The sequence below is a fragment of the Thermosynechococcus sp. QS41 genome (assembly GCF_031583515.1).
Lineage (GTDB): Bacteria > Cyanobacteriota > Cyanobacteriia > Thermosynechococcales > Thermosynechococcaceae > Thermosynechococcus.
On record NZ_CP134181.1, the window covers coordinates 1,765,625 to 1,779,465 of the forward strand.

Sequence of the window (13,841 nt, forward strand, 5' to 3'; positions counted from 1 at the left end):
GCAAAGCTTAAGCCCGTTTTAACCAACTAAACATGGAACGCAGTTCTTGACCCACCTGTTCAATGGGGTGTTCTGCCTCCCGTCGCCGCATGGCTGTAAAGCCCGGTTTACCCGCCATATTTTCCAGCACAAACTCACGGGCAAATTGACCCGTTTGAATTTCGTGGAGAATTTTGCGCATTTCCGCGCGGGTCTCCTCGGTAATAATCCGTGGACCACGGGTGAGGTCGCCATATTCTGCGGTGTTGGAGATGCTATCCCGCATTTTGGCAAGCCCCCCTTCCACAATCAAATCCACAATCAGCTTCACTTCATGGAGACACTCAAAGTAGGCCAGCTCTGGCTGATAACCGGCCTGCACCAACGTTTCAAAGCCAGCCTTAATCAGGGCGCTGAGGCCACCACAGAGCACCACTTGCTCACCAAACAGATCGGTTTCTGTTTCTTCGCGGAAGGTGGTTTCCAGAATGCCGGCACGGGTGCCTCCAATTCCTTTGGCATAGGCCATGGCTAGATCACGGGCTTGACCACTGGCATTTTGATAGACCGCAAACAGGCAGGGTACCCCTTCCCCTTGGGCATAGGTGCGGCGCACGAGGTGACCGGGGCCTTTGGGCGCCACCATCACCACATCCACATTGTCGGGGGGCACAATCTGGCCAAAGTGAATGTTAAAGCCGTGGGCAAAGGAAAGGACATTCCCCGCTTGCAGGTGGGGGGCAATCTCCTGCTCATAAACAACCCGCTGAACTTCATCGGGCAGAAGAATCATAATCCAGTCGGCCAGTTTCGCAGCTTCCGCCACGGAGTGCACCGCTAGGCCATCGGCACGGGCGCGCTCTGCAGAACGACTGCCGGCATAGAGACCCACCACAACATTGAGACCGCTATCCCGCAGGTTGAGGGCATGGGCGTGGCCTTGGGAGCCATAGCCAATGATGGCGATCGTTTTGTCCTTGAGGAGTTCTAATTGGGCATCTGCGTCGTAATACATGCGCGCCATAGTGATGATGTTCCTTTCCAATTGCATTCAGCAGGTCGTTATTATTTCTCTACCACATTGGCAGAGCCGATATAGCACCTCCTAGAGGGCTAGTTGCGGGAGTTAGCGATTACGGGAATAACGATTGTTCCCACCGCCCATGGCTTCACGGGGGCGTGCCTTGTTGACCTTGAGTTGCCGTCCCATCCACTCGGCACCGTCGAGATCAGCGATCGCCGCATCTTCTTCAGCATCCGTGGACATTTCCACAAAACCAAAGCCCCGCTTACGGCCTGTTTCCCGATCCACCGGTAAATAGACTTGTTTGACGGAACCGTACTCGGCAAAAACGGCCTCTAGGTCTTCTTGGGTGGCCGTGTAGGAAAGGTTGCCGACATAAATAGACATAATCTGATCTGCTCCAAAGCAAAAATTGAACCATGTGTTGACGCTGACTTCGGAGAGACGACTGTCACGTAACCAACCTTCCCTAAAACCGAACTCAAGAATCGCTCTACTTAAAAAACTCAAGCGGCGATTACTCGCCAACCTTGTCTCCTGATTATAGCCGATTGCGATGGCCTGCGCTGCAAAAGTAGGGATGCTACCCTAAAAGAGGTAGATTTTTTGTGAATCTTAACAATGTCCGATTTACCGGCGGTTGTTGTGGGCCTTTCCGGCGGTGTTGATAGTTCCGTGGCCATTGCTAGCCTCAAAGCTCAAGGGTACCCCGTTGTTGGTCTGACGCTGTGGCTGATGAAGGGTAAGGGGCAGTGCTGCTCTGAGGGGCTAGTGGATGCGGCGCGTCTTTGTGAGGAGCTGGGAGTCCCTCACCATATTGTGGATAGCCGCGAAATTTTCGAGAAATATATTGTGAACTATCTGGTCAGTGGCTACGCCAGTGGGGTGACACCGCTGCCCTGTTCCCAATGCAACCGTTTGGTGAAGTTTGGGCCGATGCTCGCCTATAGCCGTGAGCAACTGGGGATTGACTACATTGCTACCGGGCATTATGCCCAAGTGAAATACAATCCCACGAGCGATCGCTATGAACTGTGGCGGGCGGTGGATCGTCATAAGGATCAAAGCTACTTTCTCTATGACTTGCCCCAAGAGATTCTGGCTCATGTGCTGTTTCCTCTTGGTCAGCAAACCAAGGCGCAGACCCGTGCCCTCGCGGCGCAGTATGGCCTGCACACCGCCAGTAAACCGGAGAGCCAAGATCTCTGCCTGATTGAAGCCCATGGCTCCATGCGCCAATTCTTGGATCAGTATCTGCCCAGACAGCAAGGGGAAATTGTCGATGTCCATGGCCGGGTGCTGGGGTACCATCAGGGGATTCACCACTATACGATTGGCCAGCGCAAAGGCTTGGGAATTGCGGCACCTGAACCGCTTTATGTGGTGGCCTTGGATCGGGAACACAATCGCGTCATTGTCGGCGATCGCGCCACCGCCGGCCGTCGTGAGTGTACAGTGGCCCGGGTGAACTGGGTCTCGATTCCCCCCCCCACAGAACCGATCACAGCCACGGTACAAATTCGCTATCGTACTCCTCCAGTGCCGGTGACTATCATTCCCGCCGCCAACGCTGAGCAGGTACAATTGGAGTTTGCTGAACCGCAATTTGGGGTAACGCCGGGGCAAGCGGCGGTTTGGTATGCGGGCGATCGCCTGCTGGGGGGCGGCATTATCCAGCCCTTTGTGACACCGACACCACAACCCCTACAAGCAATGGCCACCCACGTTTAAGGAAAAGACTGACCATGCAAAAGCGCCTTCATTACTCATCCTTGGAAATTAACCGCCGAGCGGAAGAATTAATCAAGCACTCCGCCAATCGCTATCGGATTACGGTGCAAATTGCCAACCGGGCGAAACAGCGGCGGGGGCTAGAGGCCAGTGAAGATCTCGATGATCTGCCCCTGAAGCCGGTGACCCGTGCCATTATCGAAATGTCCGATGAAATTGCTCAACCGGAGTTACTGGCAGATTAGGCGCCATGGGAAGACGACGCGGCTGGACGTTTTTGGGCTGGGTGACGTGGGGGTGCTTGCTGGCACTTCTGTGGCTGCCCCTGAGCAGTACTTGGAGTGTGGGGCGATCGCAACCTGACCCCAACCTACCCGATGCCCCTGCCCAAATTCTCATTAACCCGCGGCTGGTGGCAGAAACCCTCTATCCGAAGTTGCCCGGTTTGCCGAAGGAAAACCACTATATCCGTCAAGACAACCGTCAGCCGGCACCAGAAAGTACCCTCCTTGAGCGATTCATTGTCTATCACACCACTGTCAAAGGGCGATCGCCCCTCTACCGTTTTGACTGGAAAATTTCCCTTGCTGACTATTTGGGGCTGAATGACTTCCTGCGCAGAGAAACCTATCCGGGACGTTCTTACCTGACAGTCAACCCCATGGAAGGGGATATGGCTGCCATTCGCCAACTCAATCGCCAACAACGGGATGCCTTGGTGAGCACACTGGCCACCTTCTACGCCCAGCAAGCGGGGTTACCCACGACTACACCCCAGCGTCCCCAACCCCAAACAACACTGCCAGAACCGACATGGAGACCCCCCACCGTTCTGCCCCCCGTTCCCCAACCCGGCAGTGCTGGACTTTTGGCGCCCCCCGAACCCCCCCGCCCGCTGCCCACTGGGGAATCCCGTTTTTTACTGCCCTAGATGTTTGCAATTGGGTTCATGAGTCATGGCTGTGCCGATTACTGAGTTGCTCACCCCAGAGATTCTCAAACCTGCTCGCTATTTGGGCAATGAGCGAGGGGCAGTTCATAAGCCGTGGCAGGCCGCAACGGTGCGCTGGGTGCTCAGCTATCCGGAAATCTATGAGGTGGGTGCCTCAAACTTAGGACACATTATTCTCTACAACATTCTCAATGCCGTCCCCGATCAACTGTGCGATCGCGCCTACTTACCCGCAGCGGATTTAGCCGCCAAATTGCGAGTGACCCAAACTCCCCTTTTTGCTGTGGAATCGCGCCGCGCCCTGCGGGAGTTTGACCTCATTGGCTTTAGCCTCAGTTATGAGTTGGGTGCCACGAACATTCTGGAAATGCTCGACTTGGCTGGCTTACCCCTGACTTGGCGAGAACGCCAACAGGCACCCCTAGAAGAGATTCCCCTTATCTTTGCCGGTGGACAGACAGCGACATCAAACCCTGAACCCTACGCTGACTTCTTTGACTTTTTTGCCCTTGGGGATGGCGAGGAACTCTTGCCCGAAATTGGCCTCGTGGTGGCAGAAGGCAAACGAGCCGCCTTGAGTCGGCAGGACTTGCTATTGGATTTGGCACAGGTGCCGGGGGTCTATGTGCCGCAATTTTACGATCGCCAAGGGGATGGCGCCGTCAAACCCAATCGTCCCGATGTGCCCGAGCGCATTTTGCGGCGAGTAGCTACCCCGATGCCCCACTATGCCATTGGCTTGGTGCCCTATGTAGAAACCGTTCACGATCGCCTGACGGTGGAAATTCGCCGGGGCTGTACGCGCGGCTGTCGCTTTTGCCAACCGGGGATGCTCACCCGCCCTGCCCGCGATGTTGCCCCCGATGAGGTGATTGCTGCCATTGAAACGGGGATGCGCGCCACGGGTTACAACGAGTTTTCGCTACTGTCGTTGAGTTGCTCCGACTACTTGGCTTTGCCCGCCGTGGGTGTGGAAATTAAAAATCGCCTGCAAAACGAGAACATCTCCCTCTCACTCCCCAGCCAGCGGGTGGATCGCTTTGATGAAAACATTGCCCACATTGTCGGTGGCACGCGCCAAGGGGGACTGACCTTTGCCCCGGAAGCGGGAACGCAGCGGCTACGGGACATTATCAACAAGGGGCTGACCAATGCGGAATTGCTGCGGGGGGTCAAAACTGCCTACGAACAGGGCTGGGATAAGGTCAAGCTCTACTTTATGATTGGCCTGCCGGGAGAAACCGATGCTGATGTGTTGGGCATTGCTGAAACGATCCGCTGGCTGAAGCGAGAATGCTGGATCAAAGGACGCAAGCCCCTGAGCTTTAACCTGACCATCTCTAACTTTACCCCCAAGCCCCATACGCCCTTTCAGTGGCACGCGGTCTCCACCAGTGAGTTTCTGCGCAAACAGGAGCTACTGAAGGCGGAATTCCGCACGATCAAGGGGCTAAAGGCCAACTTTACCGATGTGCGCATCTCAGCAATGGAAGACTTTGTCGGTCGGGGCGATCGCCAACTGGGGCCAGTGATCCGCCGCGCGTGGGAATTGGGGGCACGGGAAGATTCTTGGTGGGAAAGTCTCGATCGCGCCTATGCCGCTTGGACGCAAGCCATTCAAGAAGCGGGTCTGGACTGGAAATACCGTCAACTGGAAGCGGGTGAGTGGAATGTCTTTAGTAGTGGCAGCCACAACCTCGATGCGCCCCTGCCTTGGGATCACATTGATACGGGCATTAGTAAAACATGGCTGAAGGAAGACTTGCAGCGTGCCCTAGAAGCGGTGGTCGTTCCCGATTGTTCCTTTGAGGGCTGCTCCCATTGTGGCGTCTGTGGCATTGACTTTGGCCATAACGTGGTCGTGCCGCCCCCCCCGATTCCGCCTATTCAAGGTCAGCCCCAAGCCCCCCAAGAACGGGTGCAACGTCTGCGCCTCACCTTTGGGAAAACTGGGGAAATGACGCTTCTCAGCCATTTAGATCTACTGCGCCTCTTTGAGCGAGCAGTACGCCGTGCCCATCTACCCATTGCCTTTACGGGGGGATTTCATCCTTCACCCCGCATCTCCACCGCCAGCGCCTTGCCCCTTGGGGTGACCAGTTATGGCGAAATTGTTGATCTGGAATTTTATCGCGAGGTGGAGCCGTCAACGGTGCTGGAGCAATTGCGGCAACAACTGCCGGCGGAGGTGCCCCTTTACACCTGTGCAGTGGTGCCCTTAAGTGAACCGGCAGCAAGTCAAGCCCTGCGGGCAGCTACTTATGAACTGCTCATCCGTACCCCTGAACCTGTGGAGCGGGACACTTGGCAACAGTGGTTAGAGGATTTGCAAGCCACCCCTGAAATTCTCTATGAGCTAACCACCAAGTCAGGGAAAACCCAAGTGGTGAATTTGCGCGATCGCCTGCTGCAGATCCGCCTCAAGGAGCACCAAGACCACTGGCCTGCCGTCAGCCTCATCTACACGGGAGTCTGTCGCAATGATGGCACGTTCCTGCGGCCAGAGCATTGTCTGTACCTCCTAGAAAAAGTGAGTGGTCTGTCCTTGGAACTGGGGGCGATCGCCCGTCAGAAATTACACCTCGAAACGCCATGAACCTAGCAACGCAAATTCGCGGCGGTCTGATTGTCTCCTGTCAAGCCCCGGCAGATTCCCCTTTGGCGGCGCCAGAAATCATTGCCGCTATGGCAGGGGCAGCGGTTTTGCGGGGGGCAGTGGCCGTGCGCATCAATACCCCGGCCCATATTCAGGCAGTGCGCCAAGCGGTAAAGGTGCCCATTATTGGTCTCTGGAAGCAAGTTTTGCCCGAGTACCCTGTGTATATTACGCCTCGCTTTGCCGATGCGGTGGCCGTTGCGACAGCAGGTGCTGATGTGATTGCCCTCGATGCCACAGCGCGATCGCGCCCTGAACCCCTACAGGACTTGATTCAGCGAATTCACGATGAACTGGGCAAGCCCGTCATGGCCGACATTGACTCCCTTGCAAGTGCTGAAGCGGCGGTTGCTGCCGGTGCTGATTGGGTGGGCACGACCCTCTTGGGTTACACCGAAACCACGGCGCATACCCCACCCCCCAGTTGGGCGCTCCTGAGTCAGCTGGTTGAGCACCTCAACGTGCCTATTCTCTGTGAAGGGGGGATTGCCAGTCCAACAATGGCTGTAAAAGCTTTGACTTTGGGGGCTTGGGCAGTGGTCGTGGGCACGGATATTACAGGTATTGACCTCAAGGTGCAGCAGTATGTCCAGACCCTAAAGGCAACGACGATTGAAAATTCTCAACCCTAAATCCTATCCAATTCTATCGGTTTGTATATTTTCCTCTATATTCCGACCGATAAACGAGAGTTTGTGGCAAGATAGAATCCATAGCTAAAGATACATCGTTAGCCTAGGAGCCACCATCTATGAGCCTAAAACTTGGGGATGTCGTACCCAACTTTACCCAAGCCTCTTCCATGGGGGAAATCAACTTCTATGAGTGGGCAGGGGATAGCTGGGTTGTATTGTTTTCCCACCCAGCGGATTACACCCCCGTTTGTACGACAGAACTGGGCGAAGTGGCGCGGTTACGCTCAGAATTTGAGAAGCGCAATGTCAAAACCTTGGCCTTGAGTGTGGATAGTGTGGAGTCCCACCTCGGCTGGATCAAAGACATTGAAGAAGTCAACAACGTCAAGGTGGATTACCCAATTTTGGCAGATGAAGACCGGAAAGTCTCTACCCTCTATGACATGATCCACCCCAACTCCCTAAATAACCTGACGGTGCGCACGGTTTTTATCATTGACCCCCAAAAACGCCTGCGCTTGACCTTGACCTATCCCGCGAGCACGGGGCGTAACTTTGCTGAGATTCTGCGGGTGATTGATTCGCTGCAACTGACGGACAACTACAGTGTGGCCACCCCCGTCAACTGGCAAGAGGGTCAAGAGTGCGTGATTGTGCCTTCCCTCAGCGATGAAGAGGCGAAGCAGAAGTTTCCCAAGGGCTTCAATGCTGTTAAGCCCTATCTGCGGTTGACACCTCAACCCAACAAATAGCCTAGATTAGCCTAGACAAGTCATGGCGACACCCTGAGCTGTTCGGGGTGTTTTTTTGTGCCTTGGCAGCATCCCAAGATAGGATAATCTTGCACAGCAAAACCAAGGAAAGGAATAGAGGCGGAATGCAGCGCTGGATACTTTGGCTCTTGATACCCCTTGTAGTCTGTTTGAGTGGATGCGTCCAAGCAGATATGGTCATCCAGCATCAGGGACAAACTGGGGGGAGCCTCACCTACACGCTGACGCTGCCCCAACCCGATCTCCCTTTTACCGAACAGGTGATTCAGCAGGCGCGCCGCTTGGGGGGAACGGTCAAGGAACGGGATAAAACGCATCTTCAGGTGACGATTCCCTTTGACACCAGCCAGCAATTGGCCACTGTCCTCAACCGCATCGGTGGTGTGCCCTATCTTCCCCAAGTCACTGCTGAGGCGGATATTTTTGACCAGAACTGGTTGCTCTTTGTGCGGGAGCGCTTTCGCTATGACATTGATCTGCGCCCCTTGGGGATTGAGTCCCGTGATCAAGCTGTTCTTGTGGCACCGCAGTCGCTCCTGAAGTTTCAACTTGCCCTAGAAACCCCTTGGGGGGCACGCCCGATTGAGCGTCCAGCCACTACTGCTGATACCGTGGTCAATCCTCATGTTCAGCGGGGGGGCGATCGCCTGACTTGGACATTGATGCCCGGTTATCTGAATCACCTAGAGGCAGCCTATTGGTATCCAAGTCCCTTGGGTTGGGGCACACTGGCGATCGTGGGCTTGCTGGTGCTGGGCAATTGGTTACGCACTCGCCTGCCTAGGAGTCATTCAACCTAGAGTCCCATGAGATGGTCTGGCCCGCCGCAGAGTTGGCAACGGTATCTTGCCTATTTAATAGCGGGACCTCTAATTGTCCTCAATCTCTGGGTGGCGGAGCAAGTTTACCTCTATTTTGAATATCCGATTAATCTCCTTGTGATTGCCGCCATCTTGGCTTTTTTGCTCAATCAAGTGGTGATTCGCCTCTGTGCTCGTGGTTTGCGGCGGCGGAATGCGATCGCCTTGGTGTTACTGATTACCCTTTTGGTGGTCAGTGTCTTGATGCTGTTGCTGCTCCCCCTTGCTATTCAACAGGCGGAAGAACTCCTAAATCAACTGCCAGAGTTGGCGGATACGAGCAATCAAAATTTGCGCCATCTAGATCAAGTGCTGCGCCGCTACCACTTTCCAGTGGGGGTGAATGACTTGATGGAAGAGCTGACGATCCAGCTCAAAGGGATTGCCGCCATGTTACCGGGTGTGGCGATTACAACCCTAACTAAATTTGTTGATGTGCTCCTCGTGCTGATCCTAACGGTGTATATGCTCTTTTATGGCAGTGAGATTTGGCGCGGACTCATGAAACTGGTACCCAAGTCTTGGCGGCAGATGGTGGATTACTCGCTGCGGCTGAATATTCGCAGTTTTTTCTCGGCACAGCTTTTTTTGGGGCTGTTTATGTTTCTTGCCCTGATTCCCTTTATGATCGCCTTCAAGGTCAATTTTGGCTTTCTCTTTGCCCTGATCATTGGTATTGCCCAGCTCATCCCTGTGGTGGGGGCGACCTTGGGCATTGGTTTAGTAACACTGCTTATCCTTTTTCAGGATGCGTGGCTGGCTTTGAATATTTTCGTGATTGCTGTGGTCTTGCAACAAATTAAGGATAACGTGCTTACCCCGAAGTTACTGGGGGACTTGATGGGCCTGAATCCCCTCTGGCAGTTTATTGCGCTACTCATTGGCGGACGGGTGGCGGGTTTCTTGGGAATTTTGCTGGCCATTCCCCTAGCCGCAACACTGAAAACCGTCCTCGAGTCTGAGCCTGTCGAAGACACCTAACTCGGCGATCGAAACGTTTTGATCACCGTACACACCCCATGACCGCAAATGTTCATCATGACGGCATTTGTAGCCCCGCCAATCACGCCACTCACAAGGGGAACGGCTCGCGCAGGTAGGGTGAGACTTTTACTCGAGACCTTGCCAAAAATCTGCCGCAAAAGGGTACGTGGAAGCTGCCTGAAGACTGCCATCAGCACTTGGGATAAATTTTTTTGCGCCGCCTGCCGGCCAAAGGTCTTGAAGATTTGCCGACAAAATTGGGTACCGAAGTGGTTTGCAAGTTCAGCGGCAGTAACCCCCAAGGCAGTGGGAATCAGCATCATCAGCACATTTTCGTTTTCAGAATCTAGGCCATAGATGGTGAACAGCGCCGCTGCCAGCTTGATTTGGGCATGGTAAAAGTAGGCAATATCGAGGGGCACGCCAGCCCAGCCCATGACGCCAGTGGCGACTCCAGAACCCACTGACCAGAGGGTGGCTTCATAAATTGCATGGTTGGCCATGCGATCGCAATCGCCCCCCCAGCGAGGATCATGGAGAAATTGGTATCCCCACTGCCGCCCCTCTTCGATGGCAAGGAGCATGAGCTTGAGCAGCCAATCGGGTGTAGACACTGACGCTGTGGCCATAGGCTTAAAAAATAATTGTCAACTTAAGGGATGGCGTTGGCATAAATCTACCACAGTCAAAATTGAGCAACAATCTAAAAATGTAAAGTTTTAATAAAAATTATTGGCTAAAGTGTTGGACTGCATGGATGAATGTGAAACTTCAGGGGAGCGATCGCCCCTTGGCAATTTCTCACCGCTACGCGTTTTTTAAGACGGTATCATTCATCGAGGCACTATTGAACACGCCCAGACTGACCAATAATTCGAAATCTTTTTTCTTTTTCAACCCGATCTTAAGGTGTTATTCTCTATCTGCTTCTGCAGCTTGCCTTAATACTAAGAAAGCTTCTTTGAGAGGCTGACTCACTGCACTATCAGGTTCATTCAATACTAGCTTTTGATACGCGTCCAAAAACTTGGCTCGTGACCTGTGGAAAAAATGCAAAAATTGGCGCAAAAAACCTAGTATGGCTTTCGGGGATCAACATCTGGTCGGTCTATTTTGGTTAACAGGCAAGCCATGAGGAGTCTTGTGCACGCCCGATTACTAATCTGTCGGCACACATACTCAACCCGTGAACGAATATCATGGTCTGAAATAGCCGAATTGTTTATATCTTTAGAAGCACGTTTTAGGATGTTTGTAAGAGCCTTATCAGGTGTACTCATTGTTTCTTCCTAAAATAACGTCTTTTGATTGATCGCTTTGGGGGCATAATTTGTCCACAGAATCTCAGTTCGCTCATCTTTGGTCGAATGTATTGTTTTGCTCGGGGCGATATTTTTGTACCAATTCGGAGAAGGATACAACTCGTCCATTAAATCGCAATCGTAACCTGAAATGGCAACAAAACCTTGAACTGAATTCAGCACGGACGCCAGCTCACGATGTTCTTCGTTGCTCATTTCATAAGCGTAAGCGTTATTATCGCCCCGCGTGTCATGGACATAAGGTGGATCACAGTAAAAAAGCGTATCTGGTGAGTCGTACAAACATATGACTTCAATAGCGGGTCTATTTTCTATTTGAACACGCAACAAACGCAGGGCTATATCTGGTAAATCTTCAATTGCACCAAGCCAGCGAGACACAGCTCCTGACATACCTGCTCTACTCGTGTTTTTGCAATTTGCCCAGCGTCCCAGTGTTGCAGATTGAGCTAGACCAGTTCGCACTTGACGGGCGCGTACATAAAACCTTCTTGCACGTTCAACAGGATCTAAAGATGGGTCTATTTCACAGGCGATTGAAAATTCTTCACGTGAAAAAGGGGTGAGACCAATTGCTCTTATCAAACGCTCTGACTCATCTCGTAAGACGCGGAAGAAATTTGCAACCTCACCATCAACGTCATTGTATGTTTCTACAGCTGAAGGTTCTCGGTTCAATAAAACAGCAGCCGAGCCCCCAAATGGCTCACAGTAATGGTGGCAAGAGGGCAATAGAGGCAAAAGCCAATCAAGGTGTGAATATTTTCCACCATACCAACCAAATGCTATTATCCTTTTTCTGCTTCGCTTGACGACTGGGGAAGGTGTGCCGTTTCTCTTCATTACACGATGAGTGCCTTTTGCGATACTTCTCGGTATTGTCCTCTACGATGTCGATACCATAAATTGATGCCACTGCCAGCACCGCGTAGCGCTCATATTCAAGTTGAACCTTGGCATAACGGGCTTCCGCGCGAGGATTTCTACCAAGAAGTTGCCAGTACCGCAGGTGGGTTCCAAGAAACGCGAGTTAATGCGTTCGGTTTCTGGCTGGACTAAATCTAGCATGGCCTGCACGATGTGCTGGGGGGTGAGTACTTCACCATGGTCAGCAACGCGGCGTTTGGATTTGACAGTTTTTTCCACGGGGACTTGCTGTAAAGGACTCAATGAGGAGGACTTCCTGCTCTCTATTATTTGGGCACAGCTGCTGTCAGGACTTCGTGCCCCTCGGTGGTGACCAAGACATCGTCTTCGATGCGCACACCAATGCCACGCCAGCGATCGCTAATCTCGGGCTGACCCTCAGCAGGAGTTGCTTCGGGGTGAATATAGATTCCCGGCTCCACTGTCAGCACTTGACCCGGTTGCAGCGTGACCCATGTTTCCGTGTTGTGCTTGTAGAGACCGACATCATGGACATCGAGACCCAGCCAGTGACCGGTGCCATGCATAAAGAAGGTGCGATATTTCTGGGTATTGTTCTCTTTGCCTTCGTTGATCAGATCGTCAATCGCTCCCCGCAGCAAGCCAAGGTCAACCAGACCCTCAACGATCACCCGCACCGCCGCATCGTGGATTTGGTTGTAGGTATTCCCCGGTTGCACCTGCTCAATGGCGGCTTTTTGGGCAGCGAGGACAATATCATAGATCGCCTGTTGCTCGCCGCTGAACTGGCCACTCACAGGAAAGGTGCGGGTAATATCAGCGTTGTAGTAGCGATAGGCACAGCCAGCATCAATTAAAAGTAAGTCTCCTGCTGCCATTTGCCGTTGGTTCTCAGTGTAGTGAAGCACACAGGCATTCGACCCCGAGGCAACAATCGAGGGATAGGCCGGGCCATCGCCCCCCCGTAGGCGAAAGAGATGCTCTATCTCTGCCTGAATTTCATATTCCCAGCGTCCGGGGGCAGCCACTTCGCGGGCACGCTGATGGGCTTCGACAGTGATGGCGATCGCTTGGCGCATCAAGGCCAATTCTGCTGCTGATTTAATTTGCCGCATCGGTGCCAAGAGAATACTGGGATCGGCGATCGCCCGTGGGCCTGTGCCCCGTTTTGGTAGTGTCGCCAAGAGGCGCTGATAGTGCTTGAGAATCACTTGATTAAAGCGCTCATTGTGACCAAAGTGGTAATACAGCGGGTCCCCCGTCTCCAAATAGCGAGGGAGGTGCTGCTCTAGCTCGCCGATGGGATATACGGCATCGGCACCTAATTGCTCCTTGGCTGCTTCTACCCCAAGGCGTGCCCCTGTCCAGATCTCTTGGCTGAGATCCTTGGGCTGCACAAAGAGAACATAGCGATGCTCACTGTGGTTTGGCGCAAAAACAGCAACGGCCTCTGGCTCATTAAAACCCGTGAGGTAATAAAAGTTGCTTTCTTGGCGAAAGTTGTAGTCCACATCATTGTGCATGATGGCGCGCGGGGCACTACAGAAAACAGCGACACCCGTGCCCAATTTCTCTAAAAACTGCTGCTGTCGTTGCTGGTACTCTGTTTTCATCGCGCCTTGAAAAGTGGGTCAACCCTTGGGAATGATGACCCTGAAGTGGTTTGGTGGGGGCGGAGGGACTTGAACCCTCACGACTTGTTTAAGGTCAACGGATTTTCATCCTCCTGCCGCTTTCGCGACCACCCCTTGGGTGTTGAGGATTGGACTCTCCCTTTACCCGCGTAGAGGATCTACGGTAGGGTAGCTCCCGTCGAGTCTCTGCACCTTCCGTTTCCAGTCTGGGTTTGAGAAACGGCTTGGCTCAGGATTGCCCTATTTGCCCTATGGACAAACGTAGGTTTCCCTGAATTTGAGAGCATTCACTTAATAGATTTCTCTACTAAGGCTCAATTTCTTAAGTCCGCAGCGTCTACCATTCCGCCACGCCCCCTTAAGTACCGCTACTATACCACCTTGGCTTTGGGGGATGCAATTC

The 13,841-nt window shown here is 53.1% G+C and carries 13 protein-coding genes and 2 pseudogenes; 8 read left to right on the forward strand and 7 right to left on the reverse strand.

Translation table 11 applies throughout. From position 1 onward, the window contains the following. Positions 1 to 7: 7 nt before the first annotated feature. The gene (gene ilvC / locus RHJ80_RS08685; protein ID WP_149818542.1) at positions 8 to 1,003 is read right to left on the reverse strand and encodes a ketol-acid reductoisomerase; all 996 of its coding nucleotides are present in this window, start codon (positions 1,001 to 1,003) and stop codon (positions 8 to 10) included. A 102-nt stretch (positions 1,004 to 1,105) separates the two neighbouring features. Continuing rightward, complete coding sequence (locus RHJ80_RS08690) at positions 1,106 to 1,390, reverse strand: RNA-binding protein (protein ID WP_181494467.1); 285 nt, start codon at positions 1,388 to 1,390, stop codon at positions 1,106 to 1,108. Between the two features lie 234 nt (positions 1,391 to 1,624). Between RHJ80_RS08690 and mnmA the strand changes: the two genes are divergently transcribed. The 8 genes from mnmA (at position 1,625) to RHJ80_RS08730 (ending at position 9,591) form a co-directional block, all read left to right on the forward strand. After that, positions 1,625 to 2,734 carry a tRNA 2-thiouridine(34) synthase MnmA gene (mnmA, locus tag RHJ80_RS08695; RefSeq protein WP_310800794.1) on the forward strand — a complete coding sequence of 370 codons (1,110 nt, stop codon included), beginning with the start codon at positions 1,625 to 1,627 and terminating at the stop codon, positions 2,732 to 2,734. A 14-nt stretch (positions 2,735 to 2,748) separates the two neighbouring features. Then, the gene (locus tag RHJ80_RS08700) at positions 2,749 to 2,979 is read left to right on the forward strand and encodes a DNA-directed RNA polymerase subunit omega (protein ID WP_206199840.1); all 231 of its coding nucleotides are present in this window, start codon (positions 2,749 to 2,751) and stop codon (positions 2,977 to 2,979) included. Positions 2,980 to 2,984: 5 nt separating this feature from the next. After that, complete coding sequence (locus RHJ80_RS08705) at positions 2,985 to 3,665, forward strand: hypothetical protein (protein WP_302676150.1); 681 nt, start codon at positions 2,985 to 2,987, stop codon at positions 3,663 to 3,665. A 25-nt stretch (positions 3,666 to 3,690) separates the two neighbouring features. Continuing rightward, positions 3,691 to 6,282, forward strand: a complete 2,592-nt coding sequence (locus RHJ80_RS08710) for a TIGR03960 family B12-binding radical SAM protein (protein WP_310800795.1) — start codon at positions 3,691 to 3,693, stop codon at positions 6,280 to 6,282. After that, a complete protein-coding gene (locus tag RHJ80_RS08715) occupies positions 6,279 to 6,974 on the forward strand; it encodes an N-acetylmannosamine-6-phosphate 2-epimerase (protein ID WP_310800796.1) in 696 nt (231 codons plus the stop codon). The genes RHJ80_RS08710 and RHJ80_RS08715 overlap by 4 nt, the downstream gene beginning before the upstream one ends. A 119-nt stretch (positions 6,975 to 7,093) precedes the next feature. After that, complete coding sequence (locus RHJ80_RS08720) at positions 7,094 to 7,729, forward strand: peroxiredoxin (RefSeq protein WP_310800797.1); 636 nt, start codon at positions 7,094 to 7,096, stop codon at positions 7,727 to 7,729. A gap of 194 nt (positions 7,730 to 7,923) precedes the next feature. Further along, positions 7,924 to 8,550, forward strand: a complete 627-nt coding sequence (locus RHJ80_RS08725; RefSeq protein ID WP_310800798.1) for a DUF3153 domain-containing protein — start codon at positions 7,924 to 7,926, stop codon at positions 8,548 to 8,550. 6 nt (positions 8,551 to 8,556) lie between these two features. Continuing rightward, positions 8,557 to 9,591 carry an AI-2E family transporter gene (locus tag RHJ80_RS08730; protein ID WP_310800799.1) on the forward strand — a complete coding sequence of 345 codons (1,035 nt, stop codon included), beginning with the start codon at positions 8,557 to 8,559 and terminating at the stop codon, positions 9,589 to 9,591. On the opposite strand, the gene RHJ80_RS08735 is transcribed toward RHJ80_RS08730, so the two are convergent. The 5 genes and pseudogenes from RHJ80_RS08735 to RHJ80_RS08750 form a co-directional block, all read right to left on the reverse strand. Continuing rightward, entirely contained in the window at positions 9,588 to 10,208 is a 621-nt protein-coding gene (locus RHJ80_RS08735; RefSeq protein ID WP_310800800.1) for an EcsC family protein, read from the reverse strand. The genes RHJ80_RS08730 and RHJ80_RS08735 overlap by 4 nt on opposite strands. Before the next feature lie 298 nt (positions 10,209 to 10,506). Then, positions 10,507 to 10,671, reverse strand: a pseudogene (locus RHJ80_RS13205) (DNA methyltransferase); the annotation flags it as partial. Between the two features lie 212 nt (positions 10,672 to 10,883). After that, positions 10,884 to 11,759 carry a DNA adenine methylase gene (locus RHJ80_RS08740; protein ID WP_310800801.1) on the reverse strand — a complete coding sequence of 292 codons (876 nt, stop codon included), beginning with the start codon at positions 11,757 to 11,759 and terminating at the stop codon, positions 10,884 to 10,886. Positions 11,760 to 11,772: 13 nt separating this feature from the next. After that, positions 11,773 to 12,062: pseudogene (locus RHJ80_RS08745) on the reverse strand (N-6 DNA methylase); the annotation flags it as partial. Positions 12,063 to 12,109: 47 nt separating this feature from the next. After that, complete coding sequence (locus RHJ80_RS08750; protein ID WP_310800803.1) at positions 12,110 to 13,417, reverse strand: aminopeptidase P N-terminal domain-containing protein; 1,308 nt, start codon at positions 13,415 to 13,417, stop codon at positions 12,110 to 12,112. Between the last annotated feature and the right edge of the window lie 424 nt (positions 13,418 to 13,841).

Excerpts from the sequence above, each read along its gene's own strand:
- ilvC (WP_149818542.1), bottom strand. The coding sequence starts at position 1,003 with ATGGCGCGCATGTATTACGACGCAGATGCCCAATTAGAACTCCTCAAG.
- RHJ80_RS08690 (WP_181494467.1), bottom strand. The coding sequence starts at position 1,390 with ATGTCTATTTATGTCGGCAACCTTTCCTACACGGCCACCCAAGAAGAC.
- mnmA (WP_310800794.1), top strand. The coding sequence starts at position 1,625 with ATGTCCGATTTACCGGCGGTTGTTGTGGGCCTTTCCGGCGGTGTTGAT.
- RHJ80_RS08700 (WP_206199840.1), top strand. The coding sequence starts at position 2,749 with ATGCAAAAGCGCCTTCATTACTCATCCTTGGAAATTAACCGCCGAGCG.
- RHJ80_RS08705 (WP_302676150.1), top strand. The coding sequence starts at position 2,985 with ATGGGAAGACGACGCGGCTGGACGTTTTTGGGCTGGGTGACGTGGGGG.
- RHJ80_RS08710 (WP_310800795.1), top strand. The coding sequence starts at position 3,691 with ATGGCTGTGCCGATTACTGAGTTGCTCACCCCAGAGATTCTCAAACCT.
- RHJ80_RS08715 (WP_310800796.1), top strand. The coding sequence starts at position 6,279 with ATGAACCTAGCAACGCAAATTCGCGGCGGTCTGATTGTCTCCTGTCAA.
- RHJ80_RS08720 (WP_310800797.1), top strand. The coding sequence starts at position 7,094 with ATGAGCCTAAAACTTGGGGATGTCGTACCCAACTTTACCCAAGCCTCT.
- RHJ80_RS08725 (WP_310800798.1), top strand. The coding sequence starts at position 7,924 with ATGGTCATCCAGCATCAGGGACAAACTGGGGGGAGCCTCACCTACACG.
- RHJ80_RS08730 (WP_310800799.1), top strand. The coding sequence starts at position 8,557 with ATGAGATGGTCTGGCCCGCCGCAGAGTTGGCAACGGTATCTTGCCTAT.
- RHJ80_RS08740 (WP_310800801.1), bottom strand. The coding sequence starts at position 11,759 with ATGAAGAGAAACGGCACACCTTCCCCAGTCGTCAAGCGAAGCAGAAAA.
- RHJ80_RS08750 (WP_310800803.1), bottom strand. The coding sequence starts at position 13,417 with ATGAAAACAGAGTACCAGCAACGACAGCAGCAGTTTTTAGAGAAATTG.